This is a genomic window from Dolichospermum sp. UHCC 0315A (genome assembly GCF_008121535.1).
Lineage (GTDB): Bacteria > Cyanobacteriota > Cyanobacteriia > Cyanobacteriales > Nostocaceae > Dolichospermum > Dolichospermum lemmermannii.
This window is the reverse complement of the sequence record NZ_CP043056.1, coordinates 4013040-4028326: the sequence shown is the minus strand read 5'-3', so window position 1 is coordinate 4028326 and position 15287 is coordinate 4013040. Positions and strand designations below refer to the sequence as shown.

General features: G+C 39.3%; 16 protein-coding genes. 9 read left to right on the top strand and 7 right to left on the bottom strand.

Features of this window, described 5'->3' with window-relative positions; translation table 11 throughout:
- Positions 1–96 precede the first annotated feature (96 nt).
- On the bottom strand, positions 97–1023 hold the full coding sequence (locus tag BMF77_RS19335; RefSeq protein ID WP_148765065.1) for a heme A synthase: 927 nt from the start codon (positions 1021–1023) through the stop codon (positions 97–99).
- Between the two features lie 416 nt (positions 1024–1439).
- Between BMF77_RS19335 and BMF77_RS19330 the strand changes: the two genes are divergently transcribed.
- The 4 genes from BMF77_RS19330 to BMF77_RS19315 all read left to right on the top strand — a co-directional run bounded on the left by BMF77_RS19330 (position 1440) and on the right by BMF77_RS19315 (position 5668).
- Positions 1440–2405, top strand: a complete 966-nt coding sequence (locus tag BMF77_RS19330; protein ID WP_148765063.1) for a cytochrome c oxidase subunit II — start codon at positions 1440–1442, stop codon at positions 2403–2405.
- 94 nt (positions 2406–2499) lie between these two features.
- Positions 2500–4173, top strand: a complete 1674-nt coding sequence (gene ctaD, locus BMF77_RS19325; RefSeq protein WP_148765061.1) for a cytochrome c oxidase subunit I — start codon at positions 2500–2502, stop codon at positions 4171–4173.
- Positions 4174–4270: 97 nt separating this feature from the next.
- On the top strand, positions 4271–4885 hold the full coding sequence (locus tag BMF77_RS19320; RefSeq protein ID WP_015081009.1) for a heme-copper oxidase subunit III: 615 nt from the start codon (positions 4271–4273) through the stop codon (positions 4883–4885).
- Positions 4886–5113: 228 nt separating this feature from the next.
- Complete coding sequence (locus BMF77_RS19315; RefSeq protein WP_015081008.1) at positions 5114–5668, top strand: methylmalonic aciduria and homocystinuria type D protein; 555 nt, start codon at positions 5114–5116, stop codon at positions 5666–5668.
- Here the strand turns inward: BMF77_RS19315 and BMF77_RS27410 are convergent.
- Positions 5665–5889 (bottom strand): hypothetical protein, encoded by a 225-nt coding sequence (locus BMF77_RS27410; RefSeq protein ID WP_210422233.1) that lies wholly within the window; start codon positions 5887–5889, stop codon positions 5665–5667. The genes BMF77_RS19315 and BMF77_RS27410 overlap by 4 nt on opposite strands.
- Positions 5890–5953: 64 nt before the next feature.
- Here BMF77_RS27410 and BMF77_RS19305 point away from each other — a divergent pair, with 64 nt between their 5' ends.
- The 5 genes from BMF77_RS19305 to rfbB all read left to right on the top strand — a co-directional run bounded on the left by BMF77_RS19305 (position 5954) and on the right by rfbB (position 9799).
- A complete protein-coding gene (locus BMF77_RS19305) occupies positions 5954–6277 on the top strand; it encodes a phasin family protein (RefSeq protein ID WP_015081007.1) in 324 nt (107 codons plus the stop codon).
- A gap of 78 nt (positions 6278–6355) precedes the next feature.
- Complete coding sequence (locus BMF77_RS19300; RefSeq protein WP_371415544.1) at positions 6356–6883, top strand: FKBP-type peptidyl-prolyl cis-trans isomerase; 528 nt, start codon at positions 6356–6358, stop codon at positions 6881–6883.
- 140 nt (positions 6884–7023) lie between these two features.
- Positions 7024–7662, top strand: coding sequence for a DUF6391 domain-containing protein (locus BMF77_RS19295; protein ID WP_148765059.1), 639 nt, complete (start codon positions 7024–7026; stop codon positions 7660–7662).
- Positions 7663–7766: 104 nt separating this feature from the next.
- Entirely contained in the window at positions 7767–8768 is a 1002-nt protein-coding gene (locus BMF77_RS19290) for a glycosyltransferase (RefSeq protein WP_148767089.1), read from the top strand.
- Positions 8769–8776: 8 nt separating this feature from the next.
- Positions 8777–9799 (top strand): dTDP-glucose 4,6-dehydratase, encoded by a 1023-nt coding sequence (rfbB, locus tag BMF77_RS19285; protein WP_148765058.1) that lies wholly within the window; start codon positions 8777–8779, stop codon positions 9797–9799.
- 42 nt (positions 9800–9841) lie between these two features.
- On the opposite strand, the gene BMF77_RS19280 is transcribed toward rfbB, so the two are convergent.
- From BMF77_RS19280 to BMF77_RS19260, 5 genes are all read right to left on the bottom strand, one after another.
- Positions 9842–10753, bottom strand: coding sequence for an indole-3-glycerol phosphate synthase TrpC (locus tag BMF77_RS19280; protein WP_305791132.1), 912 nt, complete (start codon positions 10751–10753; stop codon positions 9842–9844).
- 86 nt (positions 10754–10839) lie between these two features.
- On the bottom strand, positions 10840–11061 hold the full coding sequence (locus BMF77_RS19275; RefSeq protein ID WP_015081001.1) for a HetP family heterocyst commitment protein: 222 nt from the start codon (positions 11059–11061) through the stop codon (positions 10840–10842).
- Positions 11062–11381: 320 nt separating this feature from the next.
- Positions 11382–12509 carry a glycosyltransferase family 1 protein gene (locus BMF77_RS19270; protein ID WP_148765054.1) on the bottom strand — a complete coding sequence of 376 codons (1128 nt, stop codon included), beginning with the start codon at positions 12507–12509 and terminating at the stop codon, positions 11382–11384.
- Between the two features lie 39 nt (positions 12510–12548).
- The gene (locus BMF77_RS19265) at positions 12549–13811 is read right to left on the bottom strand and encodes a glycosyltransferase family 4 protein (RefSeq protein WP_148765052.1); all 1263 of its coding nucleotides are present in this window, start codon (positions 13809–13811) and stop codon (positions 12549–12551) included.
- 21 nt (positions 13812–13832) lie between these two features.
- Entirely contained in the window at positions 13833–15254 is a 1422-nt protein-coding gene (locus BMF77_RS19260) for a hypothetical protein (RefSeq protein WP_148765050.1), read from the bottom strand.
- Between the last annotated feature and the right edge of the window lie 33 nt (positions 15255–15287).

The following is a 15287-nucleotide window of genomic DNA, read 5'->3' as shown; positions in this document are numbered from 1 at the left end:
TAGGTCTTTTTCCTTATTTTTCAAGAACTGGTCAGCAAACCGCTGTAAGCAGGAGTCAGGAGTCAGGAGTCAGGAGGAAGAAGGAGGAAGAAGGAGTTACTGTGTTTGTGACTGAGGAAGCAAACCATCCCGCAGTGATAAAACTGTAAATACTACTAAAGTCCCCAGTAAAGTCGCACCGATAGCTTGGTGAGAAACGGTAAGGGGTTCAACTTGTAAATGTAAACGGAAGGTAGCCACACCCAAAAGAAGTTGTAAAATCAACAAGCCACCAGCCAGATTTGCCAGTTTTCGCAAAGCCGGATGTAGGGCTGGTGTGCGCCAAGAAATTAAAACAACTGCTAAAGTAGCGATGGTTGGGGGTACTACGCCAAAAATATGGCTGTACATGACATCACAAAGTTGTTCCCCGGACAAACATTGGTGCAAAGCCCAACGAGAACCGACTATTGCACCCAATAAACTTTGTAAGTAGACGCAAACAGCAGCAGTTAAACCCACCCAAGGCAACTTTCCTACTGTTCCCGTGCCTTGATAGGGAATCAAACTTGTACCGATAATTAACAACGTAGTGAAAAATAGTAACGCTGTTCCTAAATGGGCGGTAACGATATCAAACCGCAATAATTCAGTTACAGTCAGTCCTCCCAGAATCCCTTGGAAGACAATTAAAAACAGGGCAAATGTGGAAGCCCAAGGTAGCCACTTGGGTAAGGAAAGACGATGCCACCAGGATAAACCACAAAGGGCGATCGCACTAAAACCAATTAAAGCTGCATCCAGGCGATGAAACCACTCCAAAAACACTTGGAGATTCATTTGTTTAGCTGGAACTAACTCCCCATAGCACAAAGGCCAATCAGGGCAAGCGAGTCCAGCATTCATAACGCGGGTGGCACTGCCTATAGCCATCAAAATTAAGGTGGCTACGCATATTTTCCACACCAAGCGACGAATCATCTCCTGGGGCTGTTGTGCTACTGTGGCCGCTTTATTTTGTTGTTCTAGGACAAATTCGTTCATTAACAATACCTTTGGACCGCTTGTGCTGGAAATTGAAAATTTTCTATTTTGATTTAGTCCCGACTTCTACTTACCCTAACCTATAGGTCAGAATATAGAAATCAGCTTTCCCTTACACTTTGGATCACTTTAGCTAGTTTCCGCTGTAAGATTTCGTGCTGTTTTGCAGATGGAAATAATTAATCAATGGGAATTAATGGAAATTTCTGAAAATTTTTTGCCTAATTGTCATCTAACCTGGGCAAGACAACTTATCTCCCTTGTACTCAAAATTGTGTTCTTAATCGAAAAAATTAATAAAGATTTCAGACCAGCGGATACTATATCTCATTGCCTGCACTACCTTAGTATGTAGAGTTACTTTAACAAGTGAAGTAACTTACAGATAAAATAGTCAATTAATCAAGAAATCAGCCGTGAAAATTCCAAATGCAATCTGGACATTACTCATTGGCATTGTCCTCACCCTCGCCAGTCTCTGGTACGGTCAAAATCACGGTCTGTTACCTATAGCGGCCTCCGATGAAGCCCCCTTGGTAGATGGTCTATTCAACACCATGATGACTGTTTCTACAGGCATATTTTTGATTGTTGAAGGTGTTTTAATTTACGCTGTTATTAGATATCGTCGTCGGGCTGGTGACAATGAAGATGGGCCAGCAATTGAAGGTAATGTGCCTCTAGAGATACTCTGGACAGCGATCCCCGCAATTATCGTTATCGGTATTTCTCTCTACAGTTTTGATGTATATAACAACATGGGCGGCTTTGATCCCCATTCGGCTCATGCTGCCCCGATGATGGAAAATGCCATGAATATGCCGGGAACGGCAATGGCTGCCACCCTCATCAGTACAGAAGCATCTGGACAAGTATCACAATTAGATACTGATGCTGATGCAGTTAAAAAACCAGCAGAATTAACCATTAACGTCTCTGGAATGCAATATGCTTGGTTATTTACCTATCCAGATAATGACGTAACAACAGGTGAATTGCATTTACCCATTGGCAAAACAGTGGAAATCAACATGACAGCCAGTGATGTTATCCACGCCTTTTGGATTCCAGAATTTCGGGTGAAACAGGATGCCATTCCTGGTAGACAAACCAATTTGCGTTTTACTCCCAGAAAAGCGGGTGATTATCAACTTATTTGTGCTGAACTGTGTGGACCTTACCACGGGGTGATGAAAAGCCAAGTTGTGGTAGAGACACAAGCAGCTTTTGATAGTTGGATGCAAGAACAGCTACTTGCTGGTAAAGATATTCCCAATCAAGCCGTAGCTGTGAATTCCATGGCCATGACTGCTGATGAATTTCTCTCTCCTTACACTCACAATATGGGCATTCACTCAGAAATTCTGCATCAAATTAAGTAGTTTAAGAATTACTTGAGTTGCAGTGGTTACAAAATACATGGGCGCACAAAATACATGGGCGCAGGCCCTGCGCCCCTACAAACTTTTTTAAAATATGACACAGGCACAGTTAGAAGAAATTGCTAATGTCCCTAACCATGCTGAAGAACATGAGGAAAGGCATTGGCGAGACTTTTTCGGTTTTAGTACCGACCATAAGGTGATTGGAATTCAATATCTGGTCACTTCGTTTGTTTTTTACTGCATTGGCGGCGTAATGGCTGATTTAGTGCGGACAGAATTACGGACTCCAGAGGTAGATTTTGTCACGCCAGAAGTCTATAACAGCCTGTTTACCCTCCATGCCACAATCATGATTTTTTTGTGGATTGTGCCAACAGGGGCGGGATTTGCTAACTATTTAATCCCGCTGATGATTGGGGCGAGAGATATGGCATTTCCGCGCCTGAATGCGGTAGCTTTTTGGATGGTTCCCCCAGCAGGTGTATTACTGGTTGCTAGTTTGGCGGTAGGTGATGCCCCCGATGCTGGTTGGACTTCTTACCCGCCGCTGAGTTTGGTGACAGGCCAGGTGGGTGAGGGGATTTGGATTATGAGTATCTTGCTATTGGGAACTTCTTCGATTTTGGGGGCGATGAATTTTCTCGTCACCATTTGGAAGATGCGTGTTCCTAGTATGGGCATCTTTCAAATGCCGTTGTTTTGTTGGGCGATGATAGCAACTTCGGCTTTAGTGTTGGTATCTACACCAGTATTAGCTGCGGCTTTGATTTTGTTGGGTTTTGATTTGTTGGCAGGAACAAACTTTTTTAATCCCTCTGGGGGCGGAGATCCTGTTGTTTATCAGCATATGTTCTGGTTCTATTCTCACCCAGCGGTTTATATTATGATTTTGCCTTTCTTTGGGGCAATTTCGGAAATTCTGCCAATTCATGCCCGTAAACCGATTTTTGGCTATAAAGCGATCGCTTTTTCATCCCTAGCTATCAGCTTCTTAGGCTTAATCGTCTGGGCGCACCATATGTTTACCAGTGGTGTCCCTGGTTGGTTGCGGATGTTTTTCATGATCACGACAATGATCATCGCTGTCCCCACTGGGATTAAAATTTTCGGTTGGTTAGCTACTATTTGGGGTGGCAAAATTCGCCTCAATAGTCCCATGTTGTTCGCTATCGGCTTTTTAGCAACTTTTGTGATTGGTGGCATTAGTGGCGTAATGTTGGCTGCTGTTCCTTTTGATATTCACGTTCACGATACTTACTTTGTGGTGGCACATCTCCACTATGTTTTGTTTGGTGGTAGTGTGTTAGGGATTTTTGCGGCTATTTATCACTGGTTCCCGAAAATGACGGGACGGAAAATGAACGAATTTTGGGGTCAGGTGCATTTTGCCTTAACCATGATTGGTTTAAATATGACTTTCTTACCCATGCACAAACTCGGACTCATGGGGATGAATCGCCGGATTGCTGAATATGATCCTAAGTTCACGGCTTTGAATGAAATCTGTACCTACGGATCTTACATATTGGCGGTTTCGACGTTACCATTTATCATCAATGCCGTTTGGTCTTGGTTCTATGGGGAAAAAGCCGGTAATAATCCTTGGCAAGCGTTAACTTTGGAATGGATGACTTCTTCTCCTCCCAGTATTGAGAATTTTGAAACTCTTCCGGTTTTGACTACTGGCCCCTACGATTACGGGGTGAGTGAGGAACGGGTGGAAACTGAATCTGTGTTAACTCCCCAAACTGAATCAGCACTTTAGGGGATAAGGGGGAAAGGTAAGGGGAAAAAGGAAATAAAAAACCAATTACCCATTACCAATTACCCATTACCAATTACCCATTACCAATTACTAATTTATGCAAGGTCAAATTATTGACACGGGGAAAACTGAATTAAGTCACCACACAACTGTTTCTCATCATGAGGAACATCCAGATCATCGTTTGACTGGTCTATTTATGTTCCTTGTGGCTGAGGGAATGATTTTTATGGGTTTGTTTGGTGCATACCTGACTTACCGTTCTACTATTCCGGTTTGGCCACCAGTAGGGACACCGGATTTAGAATTGTTGTTACCTACTGTGAATACTTCTATTTTGATAGCTAGTAGTTTTGTGATGCACAATGCTGATACTGCTATTAAAAAGAATGATACTAAGGGAATGCGGGTTTGGTTGGCAATTACCGCAGTTATGGGGGCGATTTTTTTGGCGGGTCAGGTTTATGAATATGCTCATTTAGAGTTTAGTCTGACTACCAATTTATTCGCTAGTACGTTTTATGTGTTGACTGGGTTTCACGGCTTGCACGTTACCATCGGTGTTTTAGCGATTTTAGCAGTGTTGTGGCGATCGCGTACTCCTGGACACTACAGCAATGAAAAACGATTCGGGATTGAAGCAGCGGAAATTTACTGGCATTTTGTAGATGTAATTTGGATTATTTTGTTCGGATTACTGTATTTACTCTAGGTATTTATTACTTAGTTGTTCACTCCACTCGAATAACCTACAATCCCCCTCTCTTTGGGGGTTTTTTATTTTCTCTCTTTAAACTTTCTCAACTTGCTTGGGTGCTTCCATTAGAGTAAATAATTGTCCTAATCTAATTATTCGCAAAATTTGATGATTTATTTGGAGATTTAAGAGTTATTATTTTTAGCAAAGATAAATTTAAAAACTTTCATAAACCGAATTAATGTGGTGTCTTATCCCCCAGTTTGTATTTCACAGCCTAGCTGTCCTATTCATTTAGTTGGCAAAACAGGACAAGCTGTAGAGATTTCTATTCATACTCCCAGTCCATATATCTGTGCCAATTGCGAACAGATCTTACCAGATTGGAAACAGCAGCAGTTTTTGTGGGTAGTGGTTGTTTTACAGCAATCACAATATTCTCTAGAAGAAATGACCACAGAAACAGAAATAGAAAAGGAAAAGCTGCGGGAAAAATTTATGCGTTTTGGTTGCGATTTGGCATTTAATTTGCGCGACCGCGGGTATTTAACAGACTTGATAGATCCCCGGACAGGTTATCCATTACTGTCTCATTCTGGCTTAGTTCCCCACGATGATACAGCAGTAGCCCAAGCCTTACTCAAGTATCCCGCAATTGAAAATAAATGCCATGTTCTTGTGCATCCTCAATGGGGAACTGCTGTTTATCCCAGTGTCATGCTTTCAGAAGCACCTCCAGACATCATTGAATCAGTCACTAAAGCCATAGCACCAATGCACGGTTGGATAGAGGTTTAGTAGAGCAAGGGGAGGTAGGGGAGGTAGAGGAGGAGGTAGGGGAGGTAGAGGAGGAGGTAGGGGAGGTAGAGGAGGAGGTAGGGGAGGTAGGGGAGGTAGAGGAGGTAGGGGAGGTAGAGGAGGTAGGGGAGGTAGAGGAGGTAGGGGAGGTAGAGGAGGTAGGGGAGGTAGGGGAGGAGGTAGGAATAAGATTTTTTCCACTGACAAAGGACAACTGACAACTGACAACTGACAAAATAAATGTGTAGGCTAGAATTACGAAGCTTTTAGTCAGAGGAAGGGAGTATGGATAGTAATAATTGGTTGCAACAGTTAATGATGTTGGGTATTGGCACAACTTCTTTAGTTGCAGACAAACTGAAAGAAGTCAGTGATGAACTGGTTAAAGACGGTAAACTCAATCCTGAGCAAGCTAAGGCGGTAATGGATGATCTTGTTACCCAATTACAGTCTGAACAAGGTAATTGGGATGAGCAAATGCACCGACAAATGCGGAATATGATGCAGGACTTGGGAGTTGCCCGTCAGTCAGAAGTAGATGAATTACGGGGAAGAATTGACCGTTTAGAGCGTCAGGTTCGGGATTTGGAAAATAAGCTGTGGCGCTAAACGGTCATTTCTGATTTAAACTAATTTGTGTTCTATCGGTAATCTGATCATCAGTAATTAAAACAGAGAGGGCTGATTTTGAAAGGAATTTTCCTCAGCGTGGTGTTAATGCTGGTATGTGTTGGTGTTTTAGTATTTACCCAAATTAGTGGTCAAAAAGATACTGCAATCACTGCAATCGGTAATTCTTCCGCAGCACAACCAACCACCACTGTCACTCAAGAAAACAATACTCTAATAAAGAGCAATACTATGTCTGAAGCTAAAGTTGTTACTACCGACTCTGGATTAAAATATGTGGAACTAGTCGAGGGAACGGGCGCAATTCCCCAAACTGGCCAAACCGTTGAGGTTCACTATATCGGTACTTTAGAAGATGGGACTAAATTTGATAGTTCGCGCGATCGCGGTAAACCCTTTAGCTTTAAAATTGGTGTAGGACAAGTAATTAAAGGTTGGGACGAAGGCGTAATCACTATGAAAGTAGGTGGCCGTCGCCAATTAATTATCCCTGAACAATTAGGCTATGGTGCCCGTGGTGCTGGTGGTGTGATTCCCCCCTACTCTACTTTAATTTTTGATGTGGAATTGTTAGGCATTAAATAGGTAGATAGACACAATTAAATATAAGATTGGCGGACAGGATGCCCACCCCACAAAAGTTATATATTTATTGTGGGGTGGGCTTCTAGCCCGCCATAGTCCTGGTTAAAAAACATATATTACTTCATCAACTTGAGTGTGATATGAATACTGCTTATTTGGACGAATCATCTTCCTTTAGCTTTGACTTTCTCGCACCTCACCCCAGCCAAGATGCTGATTTACTCCAACAGCTATCTTTTATTCCTGGGTTGAAAGAAATTCTCATGTTACGTCAAGTTCACGCTCTAGAACACGCTACGGTTTGGGTATTAGGGGACAATAAAAAACCCTATTCACCACCAGGAACAAGCACTAATACGCAATTAGATGATGAATTATTAGGTGGTTTGTCTACCGAACAGGGATTTTTTCTATATGGTGATGTGAATATTAATGATTTGCGCCGCGCGGTAACATTAGCTAAACATCGTCTTACCAGTGGAGAATGGGATTTAGCTATACATCCCCGTTGTGGCACAAATGTATCTGTGGCTATGTTATTAACTGCTGGACTATCGGTAACTGTACCTTTTATGTTGCCGTTTCGACCAATTGAACAACTTATTGGCTTAGGTTTAGCAGCAACGGCCGCAGCGGGAATTGCACCGGATTTAGGAATGCTCACTCAGCGTTATATTACAACTTCTATCCCTTTTAATTTGGCTGTTGAAAATATTACTATTGCTCGTGATTTTTGGGGAAAGGAAAGTCATTTTGTTAAGGTATCTTGGGAAAAATAGGAGTTAATAAATCAGGAGTTAATAAATCAGGAGTTAATGAACCACAAAGGAACGAAGAACACGAAGGAAGAAGAAAGAAGGAAGAAAATTTAATATTTAGTATTATGAAAAAGCTTTACTTTTTAGTTCCGGGGACAGATGGTAAATTTGCTTGTGGTGGTCTTTGGGCGGAGTTGAAAACGGTTACTTTAGCTCAACAGATTTGTGCTGCTGAAGTAGTTACTTATCGTCAGCGGGAATCAGGTAAATTGTTTTTAGACGATTTATTGCGAGAGGAAAATTTAGATGATGTAATTTTTGTGATTAGTTGGGGATTTGATGTTGGTAAACTTGCATCTAAATTGCAAAAATATCATGTAATTTATCATGCTCACAGTGCAGGTTATAAGATTAATTTACCATCAAGTATTCCCATAATTACAGTTAGCAGAAATTCTCTAGGTTATTGGGGACAACAAGCACCAAATTCTCTAATTTATTATTTACCTAATCAAATTAGTCAGGAATTTACTAATTTACATCAAAATCGAGATATTGATGTTTTAGTTCAAACGCGGAAATCTTCAGAATATTTAATTAAGTCATTAATTCCAGCTTTAGAAAAAAAATGTAAGGTGTTGGTTATTGATAGTTATGTAGAAGATTTACCAGCTTTATTTAATCGCACTAAAGTTTATCTTTATGATTCGGCAGAATATTGGAAATTACAAGGAGTTAGCGAAGGATTTGGTTTACAACCAATGGAAGCATTAGCTTGTGGTTGTCAGGTGTTTTCTAGTGTCAATGGGGGATTATCTGATTATTTAGATCCAGGATTTAATTGTTATAAAATCGCTGGTTATGCTTTGGAATATGACGTAGATAGAATTTTGAAAGTTTTAGCATCTTCTACATCATTGACTTTATCTGAAAATGTATTAGCAGAGTATAGAACTGAGAATATTATCCAACGCTTGCGGGTAATTTTAACAGAAATTAATGATTTCTTTGCTCATGAAAATAATTACTCAAATCCAATTGCCAATTTGACAAAAATTCGGTTAGCAAAATTGTTTATACAGAGAATTTTTGGTAAAATTAAAAAGAAATATTTACAAAGTAATTAAGGAATCTCATGAATAGACGATTATTGGTGACAGGGGGAGCTGGGTTTATTGGAGCGAATTTTGTCCATCATTGGTGTCAAGCTTATCCAAATGATAAATTAGTGGTATTGGATGCTCTTACCTATGCTGGAAATCGCCATAATTTAGCATCAGTTGCAGAAAGAGAGAATTTCCGGTTTGTCCAAGGGGATATATGCGATCGCTCTTTAGTTGATAAATTACTCTTAGCAGAAAATATAGATACTATAGCCCATTTTGCCGCCGAATCTCACGTTGATCGGTCAATTACTGGACCTGCTGCATTTGTCCAAACTAATGTAGTAGGAACTTTTACTCTTTTAGAAGCTTTTCGTCAACATTGGGAAGCAAAAACACAACCTGATAATTACCTATTTCTTCATGTTTCTACAGATGAAGTTTATGGTAGTCTCACTTCAGATGAACCAGCGTTTTCAGAAACTACAGCTTATAGTCCCAATAGTCCTTATTCAGCCTCAAAAGCTGGGAGTGATCATTTAGTTCGGGCTTATTATCATACTTATAAATTACCGACAATTATCACTAATTGCTCTAATAATTATGGTGCTTTTCAATTTCCCGAAAAGCTAATTCCTTTGATGTGTATTAACATTTTAACTGGTAAAGAATTACCTATTTATGGTGATGGAAAAAATGTTCGAGATTGGTTATATGTAGTTGATCACTGTCGGGCTTTAGATGTGGTAATCCATCAAGGAAAACCAGGAGAAAATTATAATATTGGTGGTAATAACGAAGTTGAAAATATCAGTCTGGTACAAAGTTTATGTGAAATCATGAATGAATTAGCACCAGATTTACCAGTATATCCAGCGGAAAAATTAATTACTTTTGTGAAGGATAGACCTGGACATGATCGAAGATATGCTATTAATGCCAATAAGCTAAAAACAGAATTTGGTTGGACTCCATCCGTGACAATTAATGAAGGGTTACGTTTAACTGTAGAATGGTATCTGAATAATCATGATTGGTGGAAACCTTTGTTATGAGAAATTCGTAATTATCAATTACTAGCCAATCCTTAATTCTTCTTAATAATGAATAGGAAATTTGGATTGGAGTAAATTTCTGACAGCTACTTCTAAATCATTTTCTTTAAGCAAAGATTCTCCGATGATCACTGTTTGTACACCAATTTCAGCAACAAATGATAAATCATCGGGGGTTTCTATACCTGATTCACTGATGACTAAAATTCCTAGGTTTTGAAGTTGCGATCGCCTAGCTGCCAATAATTCCTGAGTAGTGTTAATATTGGTATTAAAATCACTTAAACTCTGGTTATCAATGGAAACTATCCTGACATCTTCTAATGCGAGAACCCTATCCAAATCATTTAAGTTATGAACTTGGATGACAGCATTCATCCCTAAGTAGTGAATCACTCGTAAGAAGTTTTGTAATTGCTTATCTGTCAGAATAGCAGCAATTAATAATATTGCATCTGCACCAGCGGAACGGGCTAAATAAATTTGGCAAGGATCAATGATAAAATCTTTGCAAAGTAGAGGTATTCCTACGCGATATCTGATAGCACGAAGATGATCAAACCCACCATGAAAAAACTTTTGATCAGTGACAACAGATACACAAGATGCTCCTCCTTTTTTATAAGCCTGAGCAATAGTAACTGGATCAAAATCTGGTCTAATTACACTATGATAAAGTGATGCTTTTTTCACTTCTGCAATTAAACTAGGTTTATAAATACTCAACTGCAAAGCCGTAAAAAAGTCCCGGACAGTAGGAGCAGCAGTTAACTGACGTTGCAAGGAAGCCCAAGACATATCTTTTTGTATTTGTGCAACTTCTAGTTTTTTCTGCCACACAATTTCTTGAATAATTGCTTGCATTTGATGATTATAACTTGTGGTTGGGTAGATCATAAAATCGGCATGATAGTCATAAATTTTTATTGATGAATCTTCACCTTTCCTTCTTATTTTTCAGAAAAAATTCTCACAAATCCATGTTTAAAACGCAACTACTTTAATTTCAAATCAAACCTGTCAACTTTGCTGATAGGTGGTTAATTTTGCTGAGAATTACCAAGCAAGCAGTTAGTTTTAAGTAATCTGATATAAGTACGATAGGGGATATAGTCCATAGGATTGTAACCAGCAAATTGTAAAACTAGAACACAAGCCCAAGAATATTTACCAGATATAATCGCTTTGATTATTTGCTCTATTTGTTCAGTCTTGATTTTTTTATGAACAGATGAATTATAATCGTTAAAATTTTGACTCATAATCTGCACTCCTGTTGGTAACAACAATCATCCAATTTTTTTGAAGACTTTCCTGATACTTATCAGCAAAGGCTTCTTTTTAAGACTACCGAAAATTACCCTGCTAATACATGAATTATTTTTTGATTAACTTGATGATTTTTTCGCTCTTATTTTTTACATTTAATTAACTGTCAGCAGATGATAATTTTAAGTGTAAATTTAACGGGAATAATTATATAATATTTTTCTCTTTTTTATGTTAATTTTTTTCAGTTGCGTGGCAAGCAAGGGGTTTAGAAATACTAAGCCCCTCCGGGATACTTTTCAGTTAAAAATCCCTACTGACTAATAAAGGAAAATGTAGAGTAAAATTTTAGATATTGATTTGCTACATCCAATTTAGAAAATTGAAGATCATTAGCAGTTCTATTTACAGGCTGTTCTAAAGTAGAAATAATGGCTTGTGAGAGATTTTTGACAGTATCACGTTCAACATCAAAATAACAACAGCTAGAACTACCAATTTCTCTAAATATGGGAATATCTGAGCAAACTACTTGACAAGAAAAATATAGAGCTTCTGCTAATGGTAAACAAAATCCTTCTTGAGATGAAGCGGCCACAAAAATTTCACATTTTTGATATAACCAACATAGTTCACGGTCTTTAATTGCATGAATTAGCAGCACTTGATCTTGAAGAGATAGATTCTGAATTTGATGAACTAAACTCTCTGTTTCTGGTCCTGTACTACCAACAACTATTAGCTTAGTCTGATCTTTTAAATAACCATTTTTCTTTAAAAAAGAAAATGATTGAATTAACAAATCTATATTTTTATTTTTTCGATGTTGAGCGACACATAACAGAAAAGAATCATGATCACTAATATCTAAATTATGAGGTGGTTCAGCAACAATATTACTAAAATCCACGTAATTATAAATAACAGTAATGGGTTTGAGTGTTTGAGTTTTGGGAAAATAGGATTTAAGACTGCTTAAAGTAGATTTAGAAACACAGGTAAGACCATCACTATGTTCTATACATTGTTTTAAAAACAAGCGATTAAAGATCACGTTTGGATAGCCAAAAACCTCTGGTTTTTCATAAGGATACAAATCGTGAATTGTCGAAACAATAGGACAAGGAAAAAGTGGTTGTAAAAAAGGAAAAGGAAAAGATAAATGGACAATATCAGGATTTAAATGCTTTACCAATTTTGGTAAACCAAATAAAAACCAGATATTTCTTGCCAAGGAACTATTTTTAATATCTACAGTAATTAATTGAATTTTTGGGGAATGAAAAAATTGTTCAAAGTAATCTTTCTGCCATGTTCCGACAATTAAAGTCACCTTGCTAACCTCTGGAGTATCAGCCAAACATTGAGCTAGATTTGCAGCGTGTCGGCAAACACCCGTTGGTTTTGTTGGTCTGTGTAAAGCAGCAATTAATATGTGCATATTATCCAAGTGGGAAAAATTAATTAGTTAAATTTAGGTTCAAAAAACTTCAGATTCAACATTAGTTCCTGATACTTTCTTGATAGCAATCTCTAAATAAAGTTTGTGCAAACGCTCTCCGACAATCTGCCAACTGTAGTTTTCATTGACTAGTTTCCGACCTGCCTGACCCATACTCACTATTAGTTCTGGGTTTTGAACTAAATGAATCATTGCGGCCGCTAAATCACGGACAGCTTGATATGGTTCATTAGCAGTAATCTTAAAACCAGTTTCATCTGTAACTTGAACAGCAGGTCCCCCTAGATCTAAACAGATGATAGGACGACTTGCTGCCATTGCTTCCATACAGACCCACCCACCAGAATCATGTAAGCTGGGATGAACTAGCACATGACAATCTTTTAATAAATCTAAAGCCTTTTCACGAGGCAACCTACCCCAAAATTTAACTTTTTTAGCAATTCCTAAATCTGATGCCAAAGTTTGCAGGTGATGCCATTGGGGTCCGTCTCCCACAATCCAGTATTCTGTATTTGGTAGATTCGCTTGAGCAAAGGCACGCAATCCTAAATGAAAGCCTTTCCAATGCAAAAGTCTACCCATGCTGATAAATTTTACTATTGGCTCATTAGGGATTTCATATTGATTTAGATGGTCTATGTCTGCCGCCGATAACCCTGATTCCGGCAAAATATGCACATGATTCACACCCATTTTATAGAGACACTGGGCTGTATCTTTAGTTGTGGCTCGGACTACAGCACTTCTTTGAGCAGTCAGACGGACAAAGGGGTCTTTTTCTCCCAGCCAGCGAGCGCCGCTACGAGCAATTTCGTAAATTTTGCCATTTAAGCTAAAATCCTGCCAAAAGCTTGCTGGTGCTGATTCTCCACCACCTACAGGACCCCAAACAAGGGGAATGGGTAGGAGTGAGAGGAAGCAAGGACTGGAATACTTAACAAAGGTGACATGATGGCTCAAGTCAAAGCCAATTTTCTGATGTAAGTCACGGGCGACAAAATAGGCTTGAATTTGCCAGAGGTAATAGTGAAACTGCATTCCCCCAGACTGTCCCCAGCGTCGGCTATCTTGCCAAAAGGGGAGGGTAAAGTAAACAAAGTGAAGATTGGGAACAGGGTGACGTGCTAATTCTGCGTTGATGATATCCTGACTCTCATCGGGTCGAGTGAGTACCCAGACTTCATGGTATTTAGCAGCTTCGCGGGCAATATTCCAACCCACACCAGGTTCAGAACCCATACCTGGTTCACAGGAGTAAGCAGACATTAAAATTTTCATATTTATACTTGTATTGAGTAGTTAACGCTCTTCGGGCAAGGTAAGAGACAAGAAATATTCCCCCTGCTCCCTATTCCCTGTTTCCTGCCTCTGCCGTGTCTGTTTCTTCAATCGTTGTTCTTGCCATGGTATTCCTACCATAAAGGCGATAGAGAGCATGAAACCCGGTTCTTCCAATTGAGTAAAAATAAAACCCATGACGAGAACAGTTAGTAAAGTAACTTTTAAGGAATCATCTAGTCCAAAATGTTGCCAGGCTAAATAGCAGAGAAATAGGTATGCTCCTACACCTAACAGTCCTAAATCTCCCCATATTCCAGCCCAGCCAAAAATGGGGCTGAAGAGACTAGAACCAGAACAAAGCCAAGAACTAACACAAAAATCCATTCCTTCCTGACCAATTGGATTGGTGGTAGCACCTAGTGGTCCGAGTATAGACCAATAATCTCTAAGAAACCATACTCCTAGACGGCTGACAGTATGTCCAGGACCTAGACCAAATAACCAATCCAGAGATGATTGATAATGAGATACAATAGAACGCACTGAGTAAAATTTGGTATACCAAGCATAACCATCTAATCCGTAAAGTTCCGGTCGCGCCCAAGATGTAAATCCAGCAAATGCTTCTAAGTTTTGTACACACCAAAGAAATCCGTATCCGAAGATAGCGATCGCACTCAGCAATTTTATACTTTTACCAAAATCCTGGGCATTGGCTAAAACTAAAAGACCCCAGGCGATTAGATAGCCAAGCAAAAGTTGTTTAGAATCAGAAAATAGAATCTGCCAAAAAGCAGCGAGAATTGCCGCGATTCTCATCCATAATGGAAAAGTCTTTTCATTAGTGAAGAAGTAAAGAGCAAAAGCAATTGATACCGAAGCTGATACATAATTTCCCGCCCCGGAAACGAAAAAGACTCCACCGCATCCATCCGTGCCATTAAATCCGTTAGCATTGAGTTTCCCCGCATCAATTAGAGGCTTCTGGAAAGCAGCAAGAACAAAGTTAATCACAGCAGACCACATCAGCCACTTCTTGATGCGGGTAATGGATTCCGCAGACATAGGAATACAGACGATGGACAAGAGGAAAATAAAGGGTTCGCAAAGCATCATGAAAGAGACAATTGCGTTAATCAAGCCTGTGTTATTCCATAATGCACTAGCTAAAACTGCGACCAGAAAAATCAAAAGTCCTAATACAAAAGAATAGGCAATATTAATTTGTTTGCGATCTTTTGCCCGACTGGTAAATAATACAACGCCTAAAACAAAGGGAACAACTGCGAAGTGAGCAAGGTTCAGGATTGAAGGAGCGCGAGTAATGGCACAAAAAATACGGGAGTAGAAAACTACGGAAAAGGCAAGGATAATTAAGCTTGTATTATCAATCCATCCTTTCTTTTTTGGTTTCTTAGTTGTGGGTGAATGCAAATACATAATTTGCCTATTGTATGACTGGAGAATGTATAT